23 protein-coding genes are annotated in these 24775 nt (G+C 62.4%); 19 read left to right on the forward strand and 4 right to left on the reverse strand.

Going from position 1 to position 24775, the window contains the following annotated elements:
• The first annotated feature begins 118 nt into the window (after positions 1 to 118).
• From ACX82Z_RS01335 to lpdA, 7 genes are all read left to right on the forward strand, one after another.
• Positions 119 to 1489: a glutamine synthetase family protein gene (locus ACX82Z_RS01335; RefSeq protein WP_459586355.1), complete on the forward strand. Its 1371-nt coding sequence runs from the start codon at positions 119 to 121 to the stop codon at positions 1487 to 1489.
• A gap of 12 nt (positions 1490 to 1501) precedes the next feature.
• On the forward strand, positions 1502 to 2890 hold the full coding sequence (locus ACX82Z_RS01340) for an aldehyde dehydrogenase family protein (RefSeq protein ID WP_459591209.1): 1389 nt from the start codon (positions 1502 to 1504) through the stop codon (positions 2888 to 2890).
• A gap of 11 nt (positions 2891 to 2901) precedes the next feature.
• A complete protein-coding gene (locus ACX82Z_RS01345) occupies positions 2902 to 4059 on the forward strand; it encodes an iron-containing alcohol dehydrogenase (RefSeq protein ID WP_459586356.1) in 1158 nt (385 codons plus the stop codon).
• A gap of 74 nt (positions 4060 to 4133) precedes the next feature.
• Positions 4134 to 5366, forward strand: coding sequence for a thiamine pyrophosphate-dependent enzyme (locus tag ACX82Z_RS01350; protein ID WP_459586357.1), 1233 nt, complete (start codon positions 4134 to 4136; stop codon positions 5364 to 5366).
• A gap of 3 nt (positions 5367 to 5369) precedes the next feature.
• Positions 5370 to 6383: an alpha-ketoacid dehydrogenase subunit beta gene (locus ACX82Z_RS01355; RefSeq protein WP_459586358.1), complete on the forward strand. Its 1014-nt coding sequence runs from the start codon at positions 5370 to 5372 to the stop codon at positions 6381 to 6383.
• A 3-nt stretch (positions 6384 to 6386) separates the two neighbouring features.
• A complete protein-coding gene (locus ACX82Z_RS01360; protein WP_459586359.1) occupies positions 6387 to 7685 on the forward strand; it encodes a dihydrolipoamide acetyltransferase family protein in 1299 nt (432 codons plus the stop codon).
• 10 nt (positions 7686 to 7695) lie between these two features.
• Positions 7696 to 9090: a dihydrolipoyl dehydrogenase gene (lpdA, locus tag ACX82Z_RS01365; RefSeq protein WP_459586360.1), complete on the forward strand. Its 1395-nt coding sequence runs from the start codon at positions 7696 to 7698 to the stop codon at positions 9088 to 9090.
• Here lpdA and ACX82Z_RS01370 read toward each other — a convergent pair.
• A complete protein-coding gene (locus ACX82Z_RS01370; protein WP_459586361.1) occupies positions 9087 to 9311 on the reverse strand; it encodes a DUF982 domain-containing protein in 225 nt (74 codons plus the stop codon). The two genes, lpdA and ACX82Z_RS01370, sit on opposite strands and share 4 nt — an antisense overlap.
• A 119-nt stretch (positions 9312 to 9430) precedes the next feature.
• Here ACX82Z_RS01370 and ACX82Z_RS01375 point away from each other — a divergent pair, with 119 nt between their 5' ends.
• The 11 genes from ACX82Z_RS01375 (at position 9431) to hemH (ending at position 20342) form a co-directional block, all read left to right on the forward strand.
• Positions 9431 to 9985, forward strand: a complete 555-nt coding sequence (locus tag ACX82Z_RS01375) for a biotin transporter BioY (protein WP_459586362.1) — start codon at positions 9431 to 9433, stop codon at positions 9983 to 9985.
• Complete coding sequence (locus ACX82Z_RS01380; RefSeq protein WP_459586363.1) at positions 9982 to 10656, forward strand: energy-coupling factor ABC transporter ATP-binding protein; 675 nt, start codon at positions 9982 to 9984, stop codon at positions 10654 to 10656. The genes ACX82Z_RS01375 and ACX82Z_RS01380 overlap by 4 nt, the downstream gene beginning before the upstream one ends.
• Positions 10653 to 11267: an energy-coupling factor transporter transmembrane component T family protein gene (locus ACX82Z_RS01385; protein ID WP_459586364.1), complete on the forward strand. Its 615-nt coding sequence runs from the start codon at positions 10653 to 10655 to the stop codon at positions 11265 to 11267. The genes ACX82Z_RS01380 and ACX82Z_RS01385 overlap by 4 nt, the downstream gene beginning before the upstream one ends.
• The gene (locus ACX82Z_RS01390) at positions 11264 to 12427 is read left to right on the forward strand and encodes an aminodeoxychorismate synthase component I (protein ID WP_459586365.1); all 1164 of its coding nucleotides are present in this window, start codon (positions 11264 to 11266) and stop codon (positions 12425 to 12427) included. The genes ACX82Z_RS01385 and ACX82Z_RS01390 overlap by 4 nt, the downstream gene beginning before the upstream one ends.
• Positions 12376 to 13041: an aminotransferase class IV family protein gene (locus ACX82Z_RS01395; protein ID WP_459586366.1), complete on the forward strand. Its 666-nt coding sequence runs from the start codon at positions 12376 to 12378 to the stop codon at positions 13039 to 13041. The genes ACX82Z_RS01390 and ACX82Z_RS01395 overlap by 52 nt, the downstream gene beginning before the upstream one ends.
• Complete coding sequence (locus ACX82Z_RS01400; protein WP_459586367.1) at positions 13038 to 13943, forward strand: heme-dependent oxidative N-demethylase family protein; 906 nt, start codon at positions 13038 to 13040, stop codon at positions 13941 to 13943. Before ACX82Z_RS01395 ends, ACX82Z_RS01400 begins: the two co-directional genes overlap by 4 nt.
• A gap of 83 nt (positions 13944 to 14026) precedes the next feature.
• Complete coding sequence (locus ACX82Z_RS01405) at positions 14027 to 15472, forward strand: homospermidine synthase (RefSeq protein WP_459586368.1); 1446 nt, start codon at positions 14027 to 14029, stop codon at positions 15470 to 15472.
• Between the two features lie 102 nt (positions 15473 to 15574).
• Positions 15575 to 15988, forward strand: coding sequence for a hypothetical protein (locus ACX82Z_RS01410; protein ID WP_459586369.1), 414 nt, complete (start codon positions 15575 to 15577; stop codon positions 15986 to 15988).
• Between the two features lie 82 nt (positions 15989 to 16070).
• Positions 16071 to 16751: a zinc metallopeptidase gene (locus tag ACX82Z_RS01415; protein ID WP_459586370.1), complete on the forward strand. Its 681-nt coding sequence runs from the start codon at positions 16071 to 16073 to the stop codon at positions 16749 to 16751.
• A 140-nt stretch (positions 16752 to 16891) separates the two neighbouring features.
• Complete coding sequence (locus ACX82Z_RS01420; RefSeq protein WP_459586371.1) at positions 16892 to 19114, forward strand: 5'-nucleotidase C-terminal domain-containing protein; 2223 nt, start codon at positions 16892 to 16894, stop codon at positions 19112 to 19114.
• 163 nt (positions 19115 to 19277) lie between these two features.
• On the forward strand, positions 19278 to 20342 hold the full coding sequence (hemH, locus tag ACX82Z_RS01425) for a ferrochelatase (protein ID WP_459586372.1): 1065 nt from the start codon (positions 19278 to 19280) through the stop codon (positions 20340 to 20342).
• Between the two features lies 1 nt (position 20343).
• On the opposite strand, the gene ACX82Z_RS01430 is transcribed toward hemH, so the two are convergent.
• Entirely contained in the window at positions 20344 to 21561 is a 1218-nt protein-coding gene (locus tag ACX82Z_RS01430) for an SGNH/GDSL hydrolase family protein (RefSeq protein WP_459586373.1), read from the reverse strand.
• A gap of 14 nt (positions 21562 to 21575) precedes the next feature.
• A complete protein-coding gene (locus ACX82Z_RS01435) occupies positions 21576 to 22823 on the reverse strand; it encodes a lytic murein transglycosylase (protein ID WP_459586374.1) in 1248 nt (415 codons plus the stop codon).
• A gap of 212 nt (positions 22824 to 23035) precedes the next feature.
• Between ACX82Z_RS01435 and galU the strand changes: the two genes are divergently transcribed.
• Entirely contained in the window at positions 23036 to 23905 is an 870-nt protein-coding gene (gene galU, locus ACX82Z_RS01440; protein ID WP_459586375.1) for a UTP--glucose-1-phosphate uridylyltransferase GalU, read from the forward strand.
• Here the strand turns inward: galU and ACX82Z_RS01445 are convergent.
• Entirely contained in the window at positions 23902 to 24738 is an 837-nt protein-coding gene (locus ACX82Z_RS01445) for a leucyl/phenylalanyl-tRNA--protein transferase (protein ID WP_459586376.1), read from the reverse strand. The two genes, galU and ACX82Z_RS01445, sit on opposite strands and share 4 nt — an antisense overlap.
• Between the last annotated feature and the right edge of the window lie 37 nt (positions 24739 to 24775).

Raw genomic sequence — 24775 nt, forward strand, 5'->3', positions numbered from 1 at the left:
TTAAATATCCGTAAGGATCGGCATTAAAGTGCGTTCCGGGCCGCTTTGCACATGCACGAATACGTGATGTAAATGCCGTTACGGCCGTCGCGGACGGTGTGAGGCAAAGAGGATTTGCATGACCGGAGCGCTTTCCTTCAACGCATTGAAGAAACTGATCGCGGACGGAGCGATCGATACGGTTCTCGTCGCAGCCGTCGATATGCAGGGACGCCTGATCGGAAAGCGGTTCACCGGACGCCATTTCATCGCATCGGCCCATGACGAGACACATGGCTGCGACTACCTGCTTGCCAACGACATCGATATGGAGCCGGTGCCCGGCTACAAGGCGGCAAGCTGGCAAAAGGGCTATGGCGATTTCGTCATCAAGCCGGACCTGTCCACGATCCGCCTGACGCCCTGGCTCGAAAAGACGGCGCTCGTTCTGTCCGACCTGCTCGACCATCGTCATCACGAGGATTTGCCGCATTCGCCGCGCGCGATCCTGAAGCGTCAGGTCGCGCGGCTGAAAGAGCGCGGCTACCTCGCCTATTTCGCGTCCGAACTGGAATTCTACCTCTTCGAGGAAACCTACGACAGCGCACGCACACAGGGCTGGAAGGACCTGCGCACCGCGTCCCCCCATATCGGCGACTATCTGATCCAGATCACCTCCAAAGAGGAAGACTATATGCGCGCCCTGCGCAACGGTCTGGAAGAAGCGGGCATCCCGGTCGAGAATTCGAAGGGCGAATGGGGACCGGGACAGGAAGAGATCAACGTCTATTACTCCGACGCGCTGGAAATGGCCGACCGGCACGTCTTTTTGAAGAACGCCGCCAAGGAGATCGCCCACGCGCAGGGCAAGGCCGTCACCTTCATGGCGAAATACGACTATTCGCTGGCGGGCAATTCGAGCCATATCCACAATTCGGTCTGGTCGGCCAACGGCAAGACGCCGCTCTTTTTCGACACCAAGGCCGAAAACACGATGTCGCCGCTGATGCGTTCATGGATGGCGGGACAGCTCAAATATGCGGCCGACTACACCTGGTTTCTCGCGCCATACGTCAATTCGTACAAGCGTTTCCAGGCGGGTACGTTTGCACCGACCAAGATGATCTGGAGCCGCGACAATCGCACCGCAGGTTTTCGCCTGTGCGGCGAGGGCACCAAAGGCATCCGCACCGAATGCCGGATCGGTGGGGCGGATCTGAACCCTTATCTCGCGTTTGCGGCGCTCATTGTGGCGGGACTGGCCGGCATCGATGAAAAGCTTGAGCTTGGTGCTCCTTTCGAGGGGGACGCCTATCAGGGAGAGGGCTTGCCGGAGATTCCCAAGACCCTGCGCGAGGCGATCTCGACGCTCGAACGCTCCGACATGCTGCGCACCGCGTTCGGTCATGACGTCGTCGAGCACTATCTCCACACCGCCCGCTGGGAGCAACTCGAATACGACCGCCGCGTCACCGACTGGGAATTGCATCGCGGCTTCGAACGATACTGAAATCCGGAGACAATCGTGGATACCATCAAACTCATTTCGCCCGTCGACGGGTCGGTTCATGCCGAACGTCCGGTTGCCTCCGAAGCTCATATCAATTCCGTGCTGGAACGCGCGAAGACGGCGCAGGCCGACTGGGCGGCGCTGTCGATAGCCGAGCGCGCTGGATATCTCGACGCCTTCCTTGCGGCGCTCGTCTCCATGAATGACGAGATCGTCCCCGAACTTGCCTGGCAGATGGGCAGACCCATCCGCTATGGCGGTGAAAAAGGCGGTGTCGAGGAGCGCACGCGCTACATGGTCGATCTCGCCGCGTCCGCCCTTGCCGACGTGATGCCGCCCGACGAGAAGACCGGATTTCGACGCTATCTGAAGCGCGTGCCGCTCGGCACCGTTCTCGTCATCGCGCCATGGAACTATCCGTATTTGACGGCCGTCAACACCATCGTCCCGGCGTTGATGGCCGGAAACGCCGTGATCCTGAAGCATGCGGCGCAAACGCTGCTCGTCGGCGAGCGCTTCGCGAAGGCCTTCGAGGCGGCGGGTCTGCCGAAGGGCGTTTTCCAGAACATCGTTCTCAATCACGGCCAGACCGAAAAGTTGCTCGGCTCGGGCCGGATCGACCATTGCAATTTCACCGGGTCGGTCGCGGGTGGACAAGCCATCGAGAAGGCTGCGGCCGGCACGTTCATGACGCTCGGCCTTGAACTTGGCGGCAAGGACCCCGCCTATGTCCTGCCGGACGTGAAGCTCGACCATGCCGTCGCCAACCTCGTCGACGGCGCGTTCTACAATTCGGGCCAGTGCTGCTGCGGCATCGAGCGCATCTATGTTCACGAGAAAGTCTATGACGATTTCGTTGAGGGCTTCGTCGCCGAAACGAAGAACTATGTCGTCGGCGATCCGCTCGATCAGGCAACGACGATGGGACCGATGGCGCAGGCCCGCTTTGCCGATTTCGTGCGCGAGCAGAAGGCCGAGGCGCTACGCAAGGGCGCGACGACCCATATCGGCATGAAGGTCGAGAATGACCGCGCCGGCTCGCCTTATCTCGCGCCGGAGGTGCTGACCGACGTCAATCACCAGATGAGCGTGATGCGCGAGGAATCGTTCGGCCCCATCGTCGGCATCATGAAGGTGCGCGACGACGACGAGGCCGTGCAACTCATGAACGACAGCCCATACGGTTTGACGGCCTCGCTTTGGACCACCGACACCGACCGCGCCGCCAGCCTCGGCGACCGGATCGAAACCGGAATGGTCTTCATGAACCGCTGCGACTATGTCGATCCCGGCCTCGTATGGACCGGTGTAAAGGACACCGGCAAGGGCGGCGCGATGGGCCGCATCGGCTACGAAAACCTTACGCGGCCCAAGGGCTATCATCTGCGCGAAGCGATCTGAGAGCACACGAAATGACCTTCACTTCCAAATGGAATTTTCCGACCACGGTGCTCTTCGGCGAGGGGCGCATCGCCGAACTGCCCGCCGTGCTGAAATCCGCCGGTATCGCGCGCCCGCTTTTCGTCACCGATCCGGGGCTTGCGAAGCTGCCGGTCGTTGCCGACACGCTGAAACTGCTCGACGATGCGGGCGTTGCCTATGGCGTTTTTTCGGATGTGAAGCCAAACCCGGTCGAATCCAACCTTGCTGCGGGCATCGAAGCGTTCAAGGCAGGCGGTCACGATGGTGTCATCGCGTTCGGCGGCGGCTCGGCGCTCGACCTCGGCAAGCTCGTCGCGTTCCAGGCCGGGCAGACGAGGCCGATCTGGGATTTCGAGGATGTCAGCGACTGGTGGACGCGCGCGGACAGCGATGCGATCGCTCCGATTATCGCCGTGCCGACGACCGCCGGAACGGGTTCGGAAGTCGGGCGTGCGGGCGTTCTGACCAACGAGGCGACGCACACGAAAAAGGTGATCTTCCATCCAAAAATGTTGCCGGTCACCGTGATCGCGGACCCGGCGCTGACGGTCGGTATGCCGAAGGTCATCACCGCCGGAACCGGTATGGACGCGCTGGCGCATTGCCTGGAAGCTTATTGTGCGCCGGGCTTTCATCCGATGGCCGATGGCATCGGCGTGGAAGGCGTTCGGCTGGTTCTGAAGTATCTGCCGAAAGCCTATGCCGATGGTTCCGATATCGAGGCGCGCGCCAACATGATGGCGGCTGCCGCCATGGGCGCGACCGCCTTTCAGAAGGGGCTTGGCGCGATCCACTCGCTGTCGCATCCGATCGGCGCGCTTTACGACACGCATCACGGAATGACGAACGCGCTCTTCATGCCCTATGTGCTCGATTTCAACCGCGAGGCGATAGAGGATCGCGTGGCTCGCCTTGCCGCTTATTGCGGCATCGAGGGCGGTTTCGACGGTTTTCGCGATCACATCATGGCGCTTCGCAAGGAACTCGGCGTGCCCGCAACGCTCCGCGAACTGATCCCCGGTCTCGACATGGACGATGCCCGCAAGGAACTGATCGCGGATATGGCGATTGTCGACCCGACCGCAGGTGGCAATCCGGTCAAGCTGACGAAAGAGGCCGTACTCTCACTTCTCGAAAAGTCGATGTGAGGAATTTCGCCAACGGTCGGGGGGTGACTAGGTCAGTATTCCTGTCCTAAATTGACCTGAAAGGGAGGATCGTTATGGCGGAAATGCGAAAAGGCGGATTGTTCGTTCCGGAGCCGGAGGTGCGGCCGGGCGGTCAGCCGGATTTCTCCAACGTGAAGATCCCGCGCGCCGGAACGGTCGAGCGCCCACCCGTCGATGTCGATCCGCGCGACATTCGCGACATGGCCTATTCGATCATCCGCGTCCTCAACCGCGACGGCGAGGCGGTTGGCCCGTGGGCGGGGTCACTTACCGACGAGGAACTGCTCGAAGGGCTGAAGCACATGATGACGCTGCGCGCCTTCGACGCGCGCATGCAAACCGCGCAGCGGCAAGGCAAGACCTCGTTCTATATGCAGCATATGGGCGAGGAAGCCGTTTCCTGCGCTTTTCGCCGGGCGATGGAACCCGGCGACATGAATTTTCCGACCTATCGGCAGGCGGGCCTCCTCATCGCCGGCGGCTATCCGATGGTCGACATGATGAACCAGATCTATTCGAACGAGGCCGACCCGTTGAAGGGGCGGCAATTGCCGATCATGTACTCGGCAAAGGATCACGGCTTCTTCTCGATCTCGGGCAATCTCGGCACGCAATTCGTGCAGGCTGTGGGCTGGGCGATGGCCTCGGCCATCAAGAGCGACGACCGCGTTGCTGCCGGCTGGATCGGCGACGGTTCGACTGCGGAAAGCGATTTCCACGCAGCGCTCGTCTTTGCCTCGACTTATCGCGCGCCCGTGGTTCTCAATATCGTCAACAACCAGTGGGCGATCTCGACCTTTCAAGGCATCGCGCGAGGCGGTTCGGGTACGTTCGCCGCGCGCGGTCTCGGCTTCGGCCTGCCGTCGCTGCGCGTCGACGGCAACGACTATCTTGCCGTCCACGCCGTCGGAAAATGGGCGGTGGAACGCGCGCGAATGGGATTTGGCGCGACGCTTGTCGAATATGTCACCTACCGCGTCGGTGCGCATTCGACTTCGGACGATCCGTCCGCCTATCGCCCGAAAACCGAATCCGACAATTGGCCGCTCGGCGATCCGGTGATCCGGCTGAAGAACCATCTGATCAAACGCGGCGCGTGGAGCGAGGAACGCCACAAACAGTCCGAAGCCGAGGTTATGGACGGCGTGATCGCGGCGCAGAAGGAGGCCGAAAAGCATGGCACGCTTCATGCCGGCGGGCGGCCTTCGGCGCGTGACATGTTCGAGGGCGTCTATGCGGATATGCCGCCGCATCTGCGCCGCCAGCGCCAGCAGGCGGGAGTCTAGACCATGCCGCGCATGACCATGATCGAGGCGATCCGCGACGCGATGGACGTGTCGATGGGCCGGGACGACAACGTCGTCGTCTTCGGCGAGGATGTCGGCTATTTCGGTGGCGTCTTCCGCTGCACGGCGGGCCTCCAGCAAAAATACGGCACTTCACGCTGCTTCGACGCGCCGATTTCCGAACTGGGCATCGTCGGCACCGCCATCGGCATGGCGGCTTACGGTCTGAAACCGTGCGTCGAGGTGCAATTCGCCGACTACGTCTACCCGGCTTACGACCAGATCGTCTCCGAAGCCGCACGCATCCGCTACCGCTCAGCCGGGCAGTTTACCTGTCCGATCGTCATCCGCATGCCGACCGGCGGCGGCATCTTTGGCGGGCAGACGCACAGCCAGAGCCCGGAGGCGCTGTTCACGCATGTTTCGGGCCTGAAAGTCGTCGTGCCGTCCAATCCGCAGGACGCCAAAGGACTTTTGATCTCGGCCATTGAAGACCCGGACCCGGTAATCTTCCTCGAACCCAAACGCCTCTATAACGGCCCCTTCGATGGCCATCACGACCGTCCGGTCACGCCGTGGTCGAAGCACGATCTCGGCGAGGTTGAAGCCGATCACGTCACCGTGCCGCTCGGCAAGGCGGTAACGCGCCGCGAGGGCTCAGCGGTGACGATCCTCGCTTATGGCACGATGGTGCATGTCGCGCTGGCCGCCGCTGAGGACACAGGCATCGACGCCGAGGTGATCGATCTGCGCACGCTTCTGCCGCTCGATCTCGACGCCATAGTCGCATCGGTGAAGAAAACGGGCCGGTGCGTCGTCGTCCACGAGGCGACGATGACGAGCGGTTTCGGTGCGGAACTAGTTTCGCTCGTCCAGGAGCACTGCTTCTATCATCTCGAAGCGCCGGTTCAGCGCGTCGCGGGTTGGGACACGCCTTACCCGCACGCGCAGGAGTGGGACTATTTCCCCGGTCCCGCGCGCGTCAGCGAAGCGCTTCGCGCAGTCATGGAGGGCTGATCGATGAGCGAACACACGATCAAGATGCCCGATGTGGGCGAAGGCGTCGCCGAGGCCGAACTCGTCGAATGGCACGTAAAAATCGGCGATCCGGTACGTGAGGACACGGTACTCGCCGCCGTCATGACCGACAAGGCGACGGTCGAGATTCCTTCGCCTGTCGAGGGCGAGATTTCCTGGCTCGGCGCTGAAATCGGCGATGTGGTCGCGGTTGGCTCGCCGCTGATCCGCATCAGGACGGCCGGCGAGGCTTCAGAGGCTCCGATGGATGACGGGGCGGGCAAAGCGCCGGTTGCAGATGGCATGGCGGAAGAAGGCGAAGACGTTCCGCCGCCACCCGCGAAGGAGACGCCGAAGGCCGCGGCAAAGCCCGAGCCGAAGCCCGCTGAAAAACCGAAGGCTGCGTTTTCCTCCGGTGCACCACGCGCCGAGGGCGAAAAGCCGCTGGCATCGCCCGCCGTGCGCTTGCGCGCAAAGGAAGCGGGCATCGATCTGCGGCAGGTTGCAGGCTCCGGTCCCGCCGGCCGTATCGGCCATGAAGACCTCGACGGCTTTCTTTCGGCTGGCCGGCAGGGGAGCGCCGTCAAAGGCCTTCAGCGCCGCACCGATGTCGAGGACGTCAAGATCGTCGGCCTGCGCCGCAAGATCGCGGAGAAGATGGCGCTCGCCAAGCGATCCATTCCGCACATCACCTATGTCGAGGAGGTCGACGTCACGGCGCTGGAAGAAACGCGCGCGGCGATGAACGCGTCGAAGAAGCCGGACCAGCCCAAGCTGACGCTGCTGCCGTTCCTGATGCGCGCGATGGTGAAGGCCATTGCCGACCAGCCGGAGATGAACGCGACCTTCGATGACGAGGCAGGCATCGTCCATCGCCATGGCGGTGTCCATATCGGCATTGCCGCGCAGACACCGGGCGGTCTCGTCGTGCCCGTCGCGCGCCATGTCGAGGCGCGCGATATCTGGGATTGTGGCGCGGAAGTCGCTCGGCTTGCCGAAGCCGCGAAGGCCGGCACCGCGGGCCGCGACGAACTTTCCGGGTCGACCATCACGATCACCTCGCTCGGCGCGATGGGCGGCGTGGTGACGACGCCTGTCATCAACCATCCGGAGGTCGTGATCGTCGGCGTCAACAAGATGATGATGCGTCCTGTCTGGGATGGCACGCAATTCGTTCCGCGCAAGATGATGAACCTTTCATCCTCCTTCGATCATCGCGTGATCGACGGTTGGGACGCCGCCCGTTTCATCCAGCGCATCAAGGCGCTGATGGAAACGCCGGCTTTGATTTTCGTCGATTGAGGAGCAGATCATGAAAGACATTTCCTGCAAGCTCCTCGTCATCGGTGCGGGTCCGGGTGGCTATGTCTGCGCGATCCGCGCCGGCCAACTCGGCGTCGATACCGTTATCGTTGAGGCCAAGAAGCCGGGAGGAACGTGCCTCAATGTCGGCTGCATCCCGTCCAAGGCGATCATCCATGCGGCGGACGAATTTCACGTCGCGGTTGAAGCCGCCAAAGGCGCGTCGCCGGTCGGCATTTCGCTCTCCGAGCCTAAGATCGACCTGAAAAAGACGATAGGGTGGAAAGACAACATCGTCGGACGACTGACGACCGGCGTTTCAGGCCTTTTGAAAAAAGCGAAGGTCAAGATTGTCACCGGGCAGGCGAAATTCCGGGACGGCAAGACCGTCGAGGTCGAGACGGAAACCGGCATGCAAATCATCCGTGCCGAGAACATCGTCATCGCGACGGGTTCGCAATCGGTCGAACTGCCGAGCCTGCCTTTCGGGGCTAAGGTGCTGTCGTCGACCGAAGCGCTGGCACTGACCGCGTTGCCTGAGCGGATCGCCGTCATCGGTGCGGGCTATATCGGCCTCGAACTCGGTACGGCGTTTGCCAAGCTCGGGTCGCACGTCACCCTCGTCGAGGCGCAGGATCGCATCCTGCCGCTTTATGACCGGGAATTGGTGCGGCCGGTCGAAAAACGGCTCGGCGAACTCGGTATCGACATGGTTCTTTCGGCAAAGGCAAAGGGGCTGTCGGGCGCGGGAGCGTTGCTGGTCGAGACGGCCGACGGGGACGAGCGCAAGATAGAGACAGATGCCGTTCTCGTCACGGTCGGACGCAAACCAGCGACGGAAGGCTGGGGCCGCGAGGAACTCGTTCTCGACATGGATGGCCGCTTCATCCGCATCGACGACGAATGCCGCACCTCCATGCGCGGCATCTTCGCCATCGGCGACGTGACCGGAGAGCCGATGCTGGCGCATCGCGCCATGGCGCAGGGCGAAATGGTCGCCGAGATCGTCGCAGGTCACAAGCGAAGCTGGGACAAGGTCGCGATCCCCGCCGTCTGCTTCACCGATCCGGAGATCGTATCCGTCGGTCTGTCGCCCGACGAGGCGAAAGAAGCCGGGCGCGAGATCAAGACGGCACAGTTTCCGTTCTCGGCCAATGGGCGCGCCATGTCGATGGCCGACGAGACCGGCTTCGTTCGCGTCGTCGCGCGGGCAGACAACCATCTGGTCCTCGGCATTCAGGCAGTGGGACGGGGCGTTTCCGAATTGTCGGCGGCCTTTTCGCTGGCCCTCGAAATGGGCGCGCGTCTCGAAGATATCGCAGGTACGATCCACGCGCACCCGACGCAAAGCGAAGCTCTTCAGGAGGCCGCGCTCAGAACGCTCGGCCATGCGCTGCACATCTAGCCGAGGATACCCGCTTCCTGCGCTGCCAGAACGAGCGCGGGGCGGACCTCTAAGATGGAGCGATGACCGTCTCGGACCTTGAGGCAGATATCGAGCGCTTCGTCATGACGCGGACCACGCTCCGGCCAGCCCGTATCGGAAAGCGCTGCGATAGCCTCGTCGATACCCGATAGCGAGCGGCCATCGGCAAGAGTGAGGGGCGGGTCGAAATGCTTGGACATGAAGAACTCCGGCAATGTCGCCGCTCAACGCGCATGGCGGTGAACAAGTTGCCGGCTGCGTTGAACATCGCCGGACAAGACGCTACGAAATCCCGAGCCAACTGGAGCGCCCACCCGAGATGAACACCAGAGATATCGTCTACATCGCCCTTTTTGCCGCTTTCACGGCCGCGCTTGCCGTCTTTCCGCCGCTGGTGTTGCCCGTCATCGGCGTGCCGATCACGGCGCAATCGATGGGCGCGATGATCGCAGGGTCGGTGCTCGGTGCGAAGCGCGGCGGCGCGGCGTTGGCGCTGTTCGTGGCGCTGGTCGCCGTCGGACTTCCGCTTCTGCCGGGCGGTCGCGGCGGGCTGGCGGTCATCGCCGGGCCGGGCGGCGGGTTCATCCTGTCGTGGATTCTGGCAGCATATGTCACCGGCCTTATCTGCGAGCGCCTCTGGTCCAACCTCAACTGGCTGAAAGCGTTCGCGGCGAGCGTGACGGGCGGCATCGTCGTCCTCTACGTGTTCGGTATCGCGTGGATATCGATGGTCACCGGGCTTTCCTATTTCGAGGCGGCGGCGAGCTCGCTCGGCTTCATCCCCGGTGATCTCATCAAGGCCGGCATCGCGGCCACCGTCGCCGTGACCGTGCGAAAATCCTATCCGCTGATCGAGGCGCCGCGCCGGGCATGATCCGCTTTTCCGGCGTCAGCCACCGCTTCGGCGAGCGCGAGGTTTTGAAGCCGCTCAGCCTCGACCTTGCCGAACGGCGCATCGCCGTGATCGGTGCGAACGGTTCGGGGAAAAGCACGTTCGCACGGCTGATCAACGGACTTTTGACGCCGACGAAGGGTTGGGTGAGCGTCGATGGGCTGGACACCGCGAAGGATGGCAAAGCCGTGCGCGCGGTGGTCGGCTTCGTCTTCCAGAACCCGGACAACCAGATCGTCTATCCGGTGGTGAAGGAAGACCTCGCTTTCGGCCTGAAAAACCGGAAAGTCGATAAGGGCGAAGTCGCGCAGCGCGTCGAAGCTTCGCTTGCCCGTTTCGGCCTGTCGCATCTCGCCAAGGAGCAGGCGCATCGCCTGTCCGGCGGCGAAAAGCAGATGCTGGCGATTGCCGGGGTCACGATCACCGAGCCGCGCTACATCGTCTTCGATGAACCGACGACGCTGCTCGACCTGCGCAACAAGAGGCTCGTGGCGAGGACGATCGCGGGTCTGAATGAGACGGCGATCATCGTGACCCACGACCTCGATCTAATCGCGGATTTCGAGCGGGTTCTCGTCTTCGAAAAGGGCGGCATCGCCTTCGACGGGCCGCCGCGCGAAGCGGTCGCGCATTATCTGGAACTGATGGCGTGATCTCGACCTACCAGCCCGGAACGAGCATCGTTCATCGCTTGCCGGCGGGGTCGAAGATTTTCGCGCTCGCGGCAGCCGGCACAGCGCTGTTCTTCGTTTCGGGTCCGGCCCTGCTCGCGGCCTGCGTCCTGGTCGTTTTGATACTTTATCCCGTCGCCGGTCTTTCGTTGCGCGATGCGGCTGCGACCATGCGCCCGCTGGTCGTCATTCTTGTGCTTCTCGTTCTGGCCCATGTCTGGCTGAACGACTGGCAAATCGCAATCGCCTCAGGCCTGCGGCTCGTTGCGCTGGTTCTGCTTGCCGGTATCGTCACGCTGACGACGCCAGCTTCGGCCATGATGGCCGCTATCGAGAAAGGGCTTTCGCCGCTTGCCCGGCTCGGCGTCGATGTCGAGAAGATCAGCCTTGCGCTGTCGCTCGCCCTGCGCTTCATTCCGATGATCGCCTCGGTCGGCGCGGAGGTGCGCGAAGCGCAGCGGGCGAGGGGGCTCGACGGCAGCCTTGTCGCACTTGCCGTGCCGCTCATCGTGCGCACCTTGAAGATGGGCGAGGAAATCGCCGACGCGATCGACGCACGCGGTTTCGGCTCGACGCGGAAAGACAGGACATGACTTCGCAGCACCTGCGCGGTTTCGCTCTTTTCCGCGACGATTTGGCGGATCGCGAATTGCTGTTCGCAGAACCGGAACGACTGATCGTCGCGTGGGATGCGGATGATTTTTGGCCGGCGCTTGCTGATATCGAACGCATGCGCGGGGCGGGTAAATGGCTTGCCGGCTATCTGTCCTATGAAGCCGGATATCTCTTCGAACCCAAGCTCGCGCCGCTATTGCCGGATGGCCGGCGGGCACCGCTCATCTGCTTCGGTGTATTCGACGGCCCATGCGAAGCGACGGCGGCGCGCATTTTCCGGCTCCGGTCAAATGTCGAGCCGGAAATTTCCGATGCGAAAGCCGCATGGTCGGCGGCGGCCTATGGCGCACGCTTCAAGACGCTCCACGATCATCTGCGGGCTGGGGACTGCTATCAAGGCAATCTGACCTTTCCGGTTCATGCGAAATGGCAGGGCGATCCGCTGGCGCTTTTCGATGCGCTTGCCGCGCGCCAGCCGGTCCGCAACTCAGCGCTTATCGAGCTTGACGGGCCGGTCGTTCTGTCGCGCTCGCCCGAACTTTTCTTCAACGTCTCGCCCGACGGCTGGATCGAGAGCCTGCCGATGAAGGGCACCGCGCCGCGTGGCGCAACGGAAGAAGAGGACGAGGCGCAGCGCGCGTTCCTTGCTTCCGACCCAAAGAACCAGTCCGAGAACCGGATGATCGTCGATCTGTTGCGCAACGACATCTCGCGCATCACCGAGGTCGGGACGCTCGACGTGCCCGATCTTTTCAAGGTCGAGACCTACGCGACCGTACACCAGATGGTGAGCCGCGTGCGCGCGAAGCTTTTGCCGGGCGTGAGCGTCGCTGACATCATGGCGGCACTGTTTCCTTGCGGCTCGATCACCGGCGCACCGAAGATCCGGGCGATGGAAATTCTGCGCGAACTGGAGGACACGCCGCGCGACGTCTATTGCGGGGCGATCGGCTGGATCGCACCGGGCAACCGCATGCGCTTCAACGTTGCGATCCGCACCCTCTCGCTCTACGCGCAAGGCGAGGCCGTCTATAATGTCGGCGGTGGCGTGGTGTTCGATTCCACGGCGGAGGGAGAATATGACGAATGTCTTTTGAAAGCCCGCTTCGCGACAGGAACGATCCCGGCTACGCCCTGATCGAAACGTTCCGCCACGAGGCGGACGGCGCGTTCGTGCGGCTTGAAAGACATCTGGCGCGACTGGAGACTTCGGCGCGCGAACTCGGCTTTCGTTTTGATAGGAGCGCGGTGGAGTATCAGCTTGGAAGGCTGAATACGAAAGGTCCATTGCGCGTACGGCTCGAACTGTCTCGCGACGGGCGGCTCGATGTGACGACCACGCCCTTTGTTCCAATGCTGGACGATGCGGTCTGGCGCATCGCAATCGCGACATCGCGGCTCGATGCGCGCGACCCGTTGCGGCGGCACAAGACGACATCGCGCGAGGTCTACGCGGCTGCGCGGTCCGAATATTCCATCAATGAAATCGACGAGGTCTTGCTCCTGAACGAAAATGGCGAACCTGCCGAAGGCACGATCACCAATCTTTTCGTCGATCCCGGTGACGGTGTTCTCGTCACGCCGCCGCTCTCCAGCGGCGCATTGCCCGGCGTCCTGCGCGCCGAGTTGATCGAGACGAAACGCGCAGTGGAACGAGTGATGACGCTGGACGACCTCATGGCCGCGCGTGCCATCTTCATGGGCAATTCGCTGCGTGGTCTGATCCGCGCACGACTGGAGCCTGTGGCATGAGATACACGCCATTCGACGGATCGTCGAAACCGTTCACGATCGGCCTCAAGCCGATGGAGTTTTCGCAATGGCTCGAAGTGGACGACGCGCTCGACGCCTACCTTGCCGAAAAGGATCGGCTTTACGGTGAACTGCCCGGCAAGGTGTTCGTGGAGCGCGCCGATACGTATGAGGCGCAACAGGAAGTGCTCGATCTGATCGTCGCGAACCTTGCCAAACATCACACCGCAACGCATCGGCATGACGGTGATACTATGCGGCTCAGCGGGCGGGATATCGTGCTCGAGGGCGAAGAATCCCCGCTCAGAATCGCTTCGTATCTGGTGCAGGAAGACCTCGTGCTCATGCGAAAGGATCACGATGGCTGGCGGCTCGTCGCCGCTTCGCTTTGCTTTCCGTCATCATGGTCGCTGACGCAAAAATACGACCGCGCGCTGGAAGATATCCACCAGCCGGTTCCGCAATTCGGGCGCGGCACACGCATGGCCGAACTGATCGCGCGCATGTTCGACAAGTTGCAGCCGGCGAATTCGGTGGAGCGGATGAACTGGTCCTTGCAGGGCAATGACGACCTCTACCATCCGCTTTCGCATGCAAGCCGCATCGACCGTGCGGACGGCAAGCTGCGGGAATTCTCAGCCGAGGAAATCGCCGCCCGCACCTTCATCCGCGTCGAACGCCAGACCCTGCGCAAGCTGCCTGCCTCCGGCGACATCCTTTTCACGATCCGCATCTATCTCGATCCGCTTGCCCGCCTTGCCGCACATGACGATGGGGCGGCGGTCGCGGAGCGTTTTTCGGAGCAGCTTCTGGCGATGGACCGAGATCAGCTTGCTTATAAAGGCCTGCTTCAGGATCGCGACCGGCTCGTCGGCGCTCTCCGGGCCATTTCACGCAACTGACACGTTGCCGGCGCATTGACGCTTTAACAGCGCCCGGAACTGTGATCTAGCGCTTTGAGACGCATGAAGGAGACCTCCCCGAAATGGCAGAACGCAGTTGGCCCGTCCATGGCGAAATCACCGGCCCGATCGTCCTGATCGGCTTCGGCTCTATCGGACGCGGCGTGCTGCCGCTCATCGAGCGTCACTTCAAATATGACCAGTCGCGTTTCGTGGTCGTCGACCCGCGTGACGACGACAAGCCGCTTCTGGACGAACGCGGCATTCCCTTCGTGAAGGAGCATGTGACGAAGGAGAATTATCGCGACCTGCTCGCTCCCTACCTGACGAAGGGCGAGGGGCAGGGCTTTTGCGTGAACCTTTCGGTCGACACCGGCTCGCTCGACATCATCAAGCTGTGCCGCGAACTCGGCGTCCTCTACATCGACACGGTCGTCGAGCCGTGGCTCGGCTTTTATTTCGACGCCGAGGCTACCAACGCCTCGCGCACCAACTATGCGCTGCGCGAGACGATGCGGCGCGAAAAGGCCGCCAATCTCGGCGGGACGACTGCCGTTTCCTGCTGCGGAGCCAATCCCGGCATGGTCTCGTGGTTCGTCAAGCAGGCGCTGGTCGATCTGGCGCGTGAGACCGAACTCGACTTCACCGAACCGGCGACGACCGATCGCGAAGGCTGGGCGAAGCTGATGCAGCGCGTCGGCGTCAAGGGTATCCACATTGCCGAGCGCGACACACAGCGCACGATCCAGCCGAAGCCGCTCGATACGTTCTGGAACACATGGTCGGTCGAAGGTTTCATCTCCGAAGGGCTGCAACCGGCAGAGCTCGGCTGGGGCACGCACGAGACGTGGCGGCCGGAAAACGCGCGCGACCACGCGGAAGGCTGCAAGGCTGCGATCTATCTCGAACAGCCGGGCGCGAATACGCGCGTGCGCTCATGGTGCCCAACACCGGGCGCGCAGTACGGCTTTCTCGTCACGCATAACGAATCCATCTCGGTCGCCGATTTCTTCACCGTCAGGGGTGCGAGCGACGCGGTCGAATATCGGCCGACCTGCCACTACGCCTATCACCCCTGCAACGACGCCGTTCTTTCGCTGCATGAGATGTTCGGCGCGGCGGGCAAGGCGCAGTCCGTCCAGCACGTCCTCGACGAAAACGAGCTTGTCGACGGCGTCGATGAGCTTGGCGTGCTTCTATACGGCCATGCGAAAAACGCCTACTGGTACGGCTCGCAGCTCTCACTGGAAGAGACGCGCGATCTTGCGCCCTATCAGAACGCGACCGGATTGCAGGTCACATCGGCGGTTCTGGCCGGCATGGTCTGGGCGTTGGAAAACCCGCAAGCCGGTATCGTCGAGACGGACGAGATGGATTACCGCCGTTGCCTCGAAATCCAGATGCCCTATCTCGGCCCCGTCAAGGGATATTACACGGACTGGACCCCACTCGACGCGCGCCCGGGACTGTTTGCCGAAGATATCGACGAGAGCGATCCCTGGCAGTTCCGAAACATTTTGGTGCGCTGAGCATTATGCGAACGGGGCGGGCGCGCAATGCGCGCCGAACGCCTTGCTTTTGCCGTGTGAAACGGTGAAATTCAGGCTCGGGGACCAGGAGATTTTCCGCACATGATTAACAAGATGAAATTAGCACCGCTCGGCAGCGCCATTCTGGCTCTTACGCTGGCCGGCTGTCAGGCGATGGGGCCGGGACCCGGCCAGATGGCGTCACGCCAGATGAATCAGGCACCGCAGATGAATGCGATGGGCAATGTCGAGGGTGCATGGGCCAGCACCGACGGCGTCGCGATCTCGCGCTTCTCCAACGGACGTTTCGAGACCATCGCGACGGACACCGGAAATCGCATGGCCGAAGGCAATTACACCTATAGCGGACAGGACGCGGTCGAGATCAACATGACCTCGCTGATCCGACAGACGACCTCGCGGGTCAATTGCCAGATCGCAATGCAAGGCCAGCTCAACTGCACCGGTGAGGCAGGCAACCAGTTCTCGCTGATCCGCAGCCAGGGCGTTTCCTGACGCCGGGCATTGCATGCGGTCCGAGTATATCGCGCGGACCGCATTCCTATCTGAAGCCGGTGGCGGCCCGTAAGGCAATTCGATGCTCGCTCTGATTGCGGTCGCCTTCTTCCTGATCGTTGTCGCGCTGCCGCAGCTTCTGGTGCGCCGCACGATCGCGCGCCACGGCGAGGATCGCCCGGACCTTCCGGGAACGGGCGCGGAACTTGCACGCCACCTTCTCGACCATTTCGACCTTCGCCATGTCGCCGTCGAGGCGACGGAGCGGGGCGACCATTACGATCCGTCGGTGGTCGCGGTTCGGCTTTCCGATGAGCATCATGACGGCCGATCCATTTCGGCGGTCGCGATTGCGGCGCACGAGGTTGCGCACGCCATCCAGCACCACCGGGGCGAGCGCATGTTTGCGTTGCGTGGAAAACTCGCCGTTGCGGCGCATTTTGCGGACAGGGCGGCCGGCGTTTTCTTCCTGGCCGCACCGGTGATCGGCCTCCTCGTGCGCACGCCGATCGCCTTTTTCGGCCTGGTGGCGATCGGGGTTCTGCTTCTGGCCGTGCGCGTCGTCGTCGATCTCGTAACGCTGCCGCTGGAAACCGACGCCAGTTTCGGCAAGGCGCTGCCGATCCTGCAGGAGGGCGGATATGTCGACGAACGCGACATGCCGGGCGCGCGCTCCGTTCTGCGGGCGGCGGCGTTCACCTATGTCGCCGGGGCGCTGATGTCGCTGGTCAACCTCGCGCGCTGGGTACGGTTGTTGCGATAGGCGGATTCCGCTGGGACAGGCGCGCGAAAGCGCTTGCGCCCTGCTTCCCCAGGTGTGAACATGGCGACAATACGACACCGCAACATGCCCGCCGCAAGGGTATGTCAGGGGTCGATGGGTTCATTCCGGGAGCGCCTTACATGAAGAAAATCACCCTCGTCGCAGCCCTGTCGGTTTCGACGCTGGCGCTGAGCGCCGGTCAGTCTTTTGCCGACTACACCTTGTCGATCCTGCATATCAACGATTTGCATTCGCGCATCCAGTCGATCAACGCGTCGGACGCGACCTGCTCGGACGAAGACGAGACGGCCGGCGAGTGCTTCGGCGGAATTGCGCGCGTCGCGTCCAAGATCGCAGAGCGGCGTGATGCGATCAGCGGCGAAGGCGGCAACGTGATCGTGCTCGATGCGGGCGACCAGTTCATGGGCTCGCTTTTCTACACGACCTACAAGGGCGAAGACACCGTCGAATTCATGAACATGATCGGCTTCGACGCGATGGCTGTCGGCAATCACGAGTTCGACGACGGGCCGAGCATTCTGGCCGACTTCATCGACGCTGCCGAATTCCCGGTCATCTCGGGCAACACGGTCGTCGCCGACGTCGAGGAAAGCCTTGCCGGTAAAATCGATGAATGGACGATCGTCGAACAGGGCGGCGAGCGCGTGGGCATTCTTTCGGTGCTGGCCACCGATACGAACGTTACGTCGCAGGGCGGCCCGAACGTCACTTTCGAGGACGAGATCGAGTATCTGCGCGATGCAGTGACGCGCATGGAAGGCGAAGGCGTCAACAAGATCGTCCTCCTGTCGCATGTCGGCTTCGTGCGTGATCAGGAGATCGCGGCTGCCGTGGACGGCATCGACGTGATCGTCGGCGGGCACAGCCACACGCTTTTCTCCAACACCGAAGATGGCGCGGAAGCCTATCCGACGATGGTCGCCAATCCATCGGGAACCGAAGTGCCGATCGTTTCGGCATACGCGTATTCCAAATATGTCGGCGAAATCGAGATCACCTTCGACGACGAGGGCAACGTGACCGCCGCATCGGGCGATACGATCCTTCTCGACAATTCCGTCGAGCCGGACGAGGCCGTCGCTGCACGTGTCACGGAACTCTCTGCGCCGATCGACGAACTGATGACGCAGAACGTCGCCGAGACGACGGCCGCCGTCGACGGCAGCCGCGAGACCTGCCGCGCCGCCGAATGCACGATGGGTAATCTTGTTTCCGACGCGATGCTCGACCGCACAGCTGACCAGGGCGTGCAGGTCGTCATCCAGAACGGTGGCGGACTGCGCGCATCCATCGATGCCGGCGAAGTGACGATGGGCGAGATCATCTCGGTCCTGCCGTTCCAGAACACGCTCGCCACCTTCGAGCTTTCGGGCGCGGATATCATCGCCTCGCTGGAGCAGGGCCTTTCGGGCATCGAGGAGGGCGCGGGCCGCTTCCCGCAGGTCGCGGGCATCCGCTATTCCTTCGATCCGAACGGCGCGCCGAACGAAGGCCGCATCCAGTCCGTCGAGATCGAGGAAAACGGCGATTGGTCGCCGCTCGACGAAAGCGCGACCTATCTCGTCGCAACCAACAATTTCATGCGCAATGGCGGCGACGGCTACGCACTGTTTTCCGAAAACGGTCAGAACGCCTATGATTACGGGCCGGGCCTCGAGGTCGTTCTCGCGGACTATCTGCGCGAGAACAGCCCCTATGAGCCGGCGCTCGACGGGCGCATCACTGACGTCTCGGCAGCGGCTCCGACCGAACCGGCTATGGAAGAAGAAGCGCCGACCGACGCATCCGAAGCCCCGGAACCGAATGCGGAGGAACTGACGACGCCTGTTCCGGCAGAAGAGCCGGGAGCGCAGATGGGCGGTGAGCCGGCCTCGGAAGACACCGAGACGGTGACGACGCAGGAAGAGGCACCCGTGACCGGCGATCAGGATGTCGTTTCCGAGCCGGTTGCGCCGGTCGAGGAGCCGGCGACCGATGCGCCGCCCGCTCCGGAGCCGACCGAGGCACCGGCTGCACCGGAAGCCATGCCCAGCGATGAAGCAGCTCCGATCGAACCGGCACCGGCACCTGCCGACGAGGCTGCCCCCATCGAGGAGGCAACGCCTGCTGATGAGGCCGCACCGATCGAAGCCGCGCCTGCGCCGGCTGACGAAGCCGCTCCTATCGAGGCTGCTGGTGGACCGCAAACGCACATGGTCGCTCGCGGCGACAGCCTGTGGAACCTCGCCGAGCAATATCTGGGCGATGGGGAGCGTTATCCGGAAATCGTCGAAGCCAATCCCGGCCTCGGCAACCCGAACCGTCTTCACATCGGCCAGGAACTGACGATCCCCGCAAACTGAGCCGGTTGCGACATACATAAAGGGGCCGCCTTCGGGCGGCCCTTCGCGTTTTCGGCTGCGGCCAGACGCCATCTTGATCGTGGAACGGGACAATCTAGTTTCCGGCCATCCACGTATTCATGCGAATGAAAGTCGGCGCGCCGCGCGGCAGGAAAGGTCTGGCATGACACTCGAAACCTCGATCGACCGTGAGAACGCGTTGGCCATCGGCCCGCTGCCGGATGGTCATCCTCGCGTGAAGCCACGAAAGATCGGCGTTCTCCTCGTCAATCTGGGTACGCCCGATGGCACCGCATACGGCCCGATGCGCCGCTATCTGCGAGAGTTCTTGTCCGATCCGCGTGTGATCGAGATGAACAGGGCGCTGTGGTATCCGATCCTGCATGGTGCGGTGCTGACGTTACGTCCGTCGAAGTCCGGAGCGAACTACAAGAAGATCTGGAATACGCAAAAGGACGAGTCGCCGCTGCGCACGATCACGCGCGGGCAGGCCGAAGCGCTCACCGCGCGGCTTGCCGGCGACGACCGGCTCGTCGTCGAATGGGGCATGCGCTACGGCAATCCGTCGATGGCGAGTGCGATCGACAATCTGATACAGGCGGGATGCGACCGCATTGTCATGTTCCCGCTCTACCCGCAGTTTTCGGCGACGACGACTGCGACCGCGAACGACCAGCTTTACCGCGCCCTGATGAAGATCAGGCACATGCCGACCGTGCGCCCCGTGCCGCCTTATTTCGACGAGCCGGTCTATATCGAGGCTCTGGCGCGTTCGATCGAAAAGCATCTCGCCACGCTCGATTTCGAACCGGAGGTCGTGCTGGCTTCCTATCACGGTATTCCAAAAGTCTATTTCGAGCGCGGCGATCCCTATCACTGCCATTGCGTGAAGACGACGCGGCTTTTGCGCGAGCGGCTCGGCTGGAGCACGGATCGCCTGCGCACGACGTTCCAGTCGCGGTTCGGCGCGCAGGAATGGCTCCAGCCCTATACCGACAAGACCGTCGAGAAACTGGCGAAGGAGGGCGTGAAACGCATCGCCATCGTCAATCCGGGCTTTTCGGCGGACTGCATCGAGACGTTGGAAGAAATCGACGGCGAAGTGCGTGAAATCTTCGAACATGCGGGTGGCGAGAAATTCGCGCACATCCCCTGCCTCAACGATTCCGAGGAAGGCATGGACGTGATCGAAAGTGTCCTGCGTCGCGAGCTTCAGGGCTGGCTTTAATCTAAAGCGCGCCGGTCGTCTCGCTGTCGACTGGCGGCTGAGACCTCTCGATCATGAAATTGTCCGCGCGGCCGGAAGGCGGCAGATCGTCCGCTTCGTCATCAGCCTGGTCTTCACGTTCGGCCTCGGGAGCAGGCGTCGGGACCGCGCGCATCGGGCGCACGCCGTTTCGACCCAAAAGATCGCCGGCGGACGTAGACGTCCCGAAAAGCGCGACCGGCTGCGTTCGGTCGATGCGCGGTATGTATCGCGGGCCGTCGAGAAAGCCGTCCGGCAGCACCGGGCCGTAGAACACCAGTTCGGGCTGCGGCGCGGCACCGAGCACCTGCTGCAACGGCCTTTCGACGAAGAACGCGATCTTCCGCTTGCCGGTCCGGCTGATATTGATGCCATCATCGGCGCGCAGCCGCGTCGGCTGGCCGTTCATGTCGGGACCGTTCTGCACGAAAGCGCCGTTCTCGTCGACGAAGCCGTCCCAGACGTCGACGAATTCGCCGTCGGCGGTCTCCGCAACCTTGCGATAAACGTCGTTGAACGCCAGCATATCGGCCGACATCGTGCTGGGCCGGAACGGGATCATGCCGACCCAGATCAGCGGTATGTCCCTCTCCGAAACGATATCCGCAATCGATTTCGCACGTCGCTCATATTCCTGAAGCCACGGATCGCTGCGTGGAGCCTCGCTGCCGCCCCCGACCCGCATCGCCTGGCGATCGTTCGAGCCGAGCATGACGATGACGGCCGACGGCTCGATCTCCTCGATCATCGGTTCCAGCGAACCGGGCCAGTCGAAATAATCGTCGCGCACGAGGCCGGACGACCCGTTCGAACGGTTGACGATCGCGACGGAGGCGTCAGCCTCGAACGCCGTCTCCAACCCTTCTGCAAGCCCGCCCGCAACGAAATCGCCGACGACGAGAACCTTGCGCGCATCATCGGCTTTCGTGACCGTGGGCGCAACAGGTGCGGCGGGTGACGATGAACGCTGGCCCTGCTGTTGCCTGCGCGGCTGACTGCGCTGCCGCTCTCGCTGCGGCGCTTCGTAGACTTGCGGTTGCGGTTGATTGCGCTGGAAAAGAAAGCGCAGCAATCCGCCGCCCTGGCGCTGTTCCTGCGCATGCGCGTTGGAAACGCCGAACGGCGCGCTCATGGGCGCGCCGATGGCAATCATCATCGCCAGACAAAGGATCGCCGCGATGCGCGGACCGTGCGATGTCAATTATGTCTCCGCTTCTACTGTCCCCGAATGCGTGTCAGCACTTCCTTCGAAGGATGGCCGTCGGCCTGCATGCCCATGCGGGACTGGAACGCCTTGATGGCATCGCGCGAGGCGGGGCCGATCTTGCCGTCGATATTGCCGTCATAATAGCCGCGCGTCAAAAGATGCTGCTGCAATTCCTGCGTCTCGTTGAAGGAGAGACGCGTGAACGGGCGGTTCCAGTCGCGCGCAAGCTGTCCGTGTCCGGCGATCTGGTCGGCCAGAAGAGCGACGGCGAGCGCGTAACGGTCGGCATTGTTGTAGCGCTTGAGCATGTTGAAGTTGTGAAGGACGAGGAAGGCGGGACCCTCGCGCCCGTCGAGAACCTTCAGTTCGGCCCGGTCGCCGGGGCGCGGATAGGCCTGTCCGTTGGTGCGGACCACGCCGATGCGCTGCCATTCGGCAAGCGTCATCGTGCCTGCGGGGAACTTGCGGCCTTCAGGAAGGCGTACTTCGTAGCCCCACGCGTGCCCAGAGCGCCAGCCATTGGCGCGCAGGAGATTTGCCGCCGAGGCGAGCGCGTCGGGGATCGAGTTCCAGATATCGCGGCGGCCATCGCCGTCGAAATCGACCGCCCATTCCTGATAGCTCGTCGGGATGAACTGGGTATGGCCCATTGCGCCCGCCCACGAGCCGGTCAGGTGACCCACGTCGATATCGCCACGCTCGAGAATCTTCAGAGCGGCGACGAGTTGCTGGCGGCCGAAACGCTGGCGGCGCTGGTCGGCATAGGCGAGGGTGGAGAGCGAACGCACGACGTTGCGCATCACGCGATCGTTCTTGAGCACTTCGCCGTAGTTGGATTCCATCGACCAGATCGCCAGGAGAATGTGGCGGTCGACGCCCAGCCGCTGCTCGATCTGACCGAGAAGACGGTTGTGCTGGCTAAGCATCTGGCGGCCGACGCCGATCGAATTGTCGTTTACGCGGTTGTCGAAATAGTCCCAGACGGGCGCGACGAATTCGGGCTGGTACCGTGCTTTTTCCAGAACTTCCGGATCGGGCGCGGTCACGCCCTGAAAGGCGCGGTCGAAGGTGGAGCCGGAAATGCCGCTTTGCGTCGCGGTTGACCGGAACTGCTGCACCCACCGCTGGAAGCCCGCATCGGCGAAGGCCGGCGTCGATGCAACGGAAAGGCCGATCGCGATGCCGGCTGCAGCCATTGCCACGCCCACCGAGCGTGCCGAACGGCGAAATGATCCCAGATATGTCTTCAAGCTCATGAATTTCTCCCTGATTCAGGATTTGAAGCGATTGTGCACCGAGCGGGTTAGTAAAGCGTTTACCATGAGCGGCGTCGAAGCTGTCGCGCATCCTTCCATGTGCAAGATAGGCCAAGATTGACACGAAAATGTCGGCAACGGAACTTTTGCGACCGCGTTGAACACGCTCGATCACTTTTACGAGAACGACAGGAACGGAGCAGGACCCGCAGATGAAGAAAGTCAGAAAGGCCGTTTTTCCCGTGGCAGGGCTTGGAACACGCTTTCTACCCGCGACCAAGACGGTTCCGAAAGAGATGCTGACGGTCGTCGACCGCCCCGTGATTCAGTATGTGGTTGATGAGGCACGGGCCGCGGGCATCGAGCATTTCATCTTCGTCACGGGCCGCAACAAGGGAAATATCGAGGACTATTTCGATCTTCAGTTCGAACTGAACGACACGCTGGAAAAACGCTGCAAGACGGCGCAACTCGATCTGCTGCGCTCGATGCAGCCGGCCGCAGGAACGACGAGCTTTACGCGTCAGCAGGAACCTCTCGGCCTTGGCCATGCAGTCTGGTGTGCGCGCGATCTCGTCGGCAACGAGCCGTTCGCATTGCTTCTTCCTGACATGATCATGCACTCGCAGACGGGCTGCATGTCGGGCATGGTCGATCTTTACGGCAAGACGGGCTCGAACGTGATCGCGGTGGCAGAATGCGACCCGGCGGAAACGCACAAATACGGCATCGTCGGTGCGGGTGCCGAAATCGGTGATGGCTTCCAGATCACGTCTATGGTCGAAAAGCCGAAGCCGGTCGACGCGCCGTCCAATCTCTACATCAACGGCCGCTACATTCTTCAGCCGGAAATCTTCGACCTGCTTGCCACGCAGGAGCGCGGCGCGGGCAACGAGATCCAGCTAACCGATGCGATGCTGCGTCTTGGCGACAGCCAGAAACTCTACGGGTATCGCTATCAGGGCGAGACGTATGATTGCGGCTCGCCGGAAGGATTCGTCGAGGCCAATCTGGCCTTCGCGCTTCACCGCAACGAGTTGCGGCCGCAAATCGAGTCGATGGTCAAGCGGCTGGTGCCTTAAGCCTTCGTGGCAGGCACTTCACCCGCCTCCCAGATCGCGGTTTCGGCAGGCGTAAATATCGCCTTCCACTGCGCTGCGCCGCGTTCATGCGGCGTTTCGAGAAGGTCGATATAGGCTTGGCGCGGCATTTCGATGCCGCCCAGGTCGCGCACCCAACCCGAAAGCGTCTGGTGATCCACGGCCTGATATCCCCACGCGGCAAGATGGTGATAGAGACTGACGATGGCGATCTTTGAGGCGTCGTCTTCCGTATGGAACATCGAAAGCGCTGAAAAGACAGGTGCGACATCCACACCGAAAAGGCCGGCGACGAGTTTGCCTTCGCCTTTCCAGACTTCGACGGAATGCGCGTGGCCTTGCCGGTGAAGGCGCGAGTAAAGCGCCTTGGCGGCAGGCGTCAGCCAGGTCAGCCTCGGGCGACCGGGTCTTGGTGCGGCGCATCCGTTGAGCACATCTTCGAAAGCGGTATCGATCGTGACAGTCAGCTCAGTCTTCTTGAGCGTGCGCCTGAAGCGCTTGGCGATATGAACGTCCTTCAGGAGCATCGCACCACGCATCGGCGGCGACCACCAGCCCATCGGCCCGAAATGGGAATATGGATAAAAGCCGCGCCGGGCCGCTTCAAGCACCGTTGGCGTGTCCGGGTCGAATGCGAGGCCGGCGAATCCCGAAGGCCGCTCGCGAATGTCCGACAGAGCAGGCACGGCCTTCGAGCGGGACAGCAGCGATGAGGCCATACCCGCCACAAGATGGGGCGCGTCGCGAATACGGGCGGGCTTCAGCCAATAGCCCGCCGCCAACGCCATTCGGCGTGTCTGATCCATAAATTCCATGGTGATCGCACCCAGACTTACCGGGCTAAACTATACT

This window comes from Aliihoeflea sp. PC F10.4 (genome assembly GCF_054612275.1).

What these genes read in the sequence shown, in the direction of transcription:
- ACX82Z_RS01395 (WP_459586366.1), top strand. Translation starts at nt 12,376, where the DNA reads ATGTCTTTTGAAAGCCCGCTTCGCGACAGGAACGATCCCGGCTACGCC.
- ACX82Z_RS01400 (WP_459586367.1), top strand. Translation starts at nt 13,038, where the DNA reads ATGAGATACACGCCATTCGACGGATCGTCGAAACCGTTCACGATCGGC.
- hemH (WP_459586372.1), top strand. Translation starts at nt 19,278, where the DNA reads ATGACACTCGAAACCTCGATCGACCGTGAGAACGCGTTGGCCATCGGC.
- ACX82Z_RS01360 (WP_459586359.1), top strand. Translation starts at nt 6,387, where the DNA reads ATGAGCGAACACACGATCAAGATGCCCGATGTGGGCGAAGGCGTCGCC.
- ACX82Z_RS01345 (WP_459586356.1), top strand. Translation starts at nt 2,902, where the DNA reads ATGACCTTCACTTCCAAATGGAATTTTCCGACCACGGTGCTCTTCGGC.
- ACX82Z_RS01410 (WP_459586369.1), top strand. Translation starts at nt 15,575, where the DNA reads ATGATTAACAAGATGAAATTAGCACCGCTCGGCAGCGCCATTCTGGCT.
- ACX82Z_RS01350 (WP_459586357.1), top strand. Translation starts at nt 4,134, where the DNA reads ATGGCGGAAATGCGAAAAGGCGGATTGTTCGTTCCGGAGCCGGAGGTG.
- ACX82Z_RS01390 (WP_459586365.1), top strand. Translation starts at nt 11,264, where the DNA reads ATGACTTCGCAGCACCTGCGCGGTTTCGCTCTTTTCCGCGACGATTTG.
- ACX82Z_RS01370 (WP_459586361.1), bottom strand. Translation starts at nt 9,311, where the DNA reads ATGTCCAAGCATTTCGACCCGCCCCTCACTCTTGCCGATGGCCGCTCG.
- ACX82Z_RS01420 (WP_459586371.1), top strand. Translation starts at nt 16,892, where the DNA reads ATGAAGAAAATCACCCTCGTCGCAGCCCTGTCGGTTTCGACGCTGGCG.
- ACX82Z_RS01335 (WP_459586355.1), top strand. Translation starts at nt 119, where the DNA reads ATGACCGGAGCGCTTTCCTTCAACGCATTGAAGAAACTGATCGCGGAC.
- ACX82Z_RS01435 (WP_459586374.1), bottom strand. Translation starts at nt 22,823, where the DNA reads ATGAGCTTGAAGACATATCTGGGATCATTTCGCCGTTCGGCACGCTCG.
- ACX82Z_RS01415 (WP_459586370.1), top strand. Translation starts at nt 16,071, where the DNA reads ATGCTCGCTCTGATTGCGGTCGCCTTCTTCCTGATCGTTGTCGCGCTG.
- ACX82Z_RS01355 (WP_459586358.1), top strand. Translation starts at nt 5,370, where the DNA reads ATGCCGCGCATGACCATGATCGAGGCGATCCGCGACGCGATGGACGTG.
- ACX82Z_RS01445 (WP_459586376.1), bottom strand. Translation starts at nt 24,738, where the DNA reads ATGGAATTTATGGATCAGACACGCCGAATGGCGTTGGCGGCGGGCTAT.
- ACX82Z_RS01405 (WP_459586368.1), top strand. Translation starts at nt 14,027, where the DNA reads ATGGCAGAACGCAGTTGGCCCGTCCATGGCGAAATCACCGGCCCGATC.
- lpdA (WP_459586360.1), top strand. Translation starts at nt 7,696, where the DNA reads ATGAAAGACATTTCCTGCAAGCTCCTCGTCATCGGTGCGGGTCCGGGT.
- galU (WP_459586375.1), top strand. Translation starts at nt 23,036, where the DNA reads ATGAAGAAAGTCAGAAAGGCCGTTTTTCCCGTGGCAGGGCTTGGAACA.
- ACX82Z_RS01380 (WP_459586363.1), top strand. Translation starts at nt 9,982, where the DNA reads ATGATCCGCTTTTCCGGCGTCAGCCACCGCTTCGGCGAGCGCGAGGTT.
- ACX82Z_RS01375 (WP_459586362.1), top strand. Translation starts at nt 9,431, where the DNA reads ATGAACACCAGAGATATCGTCTACATCGCCCTTTTTGCCGCTTTCACG.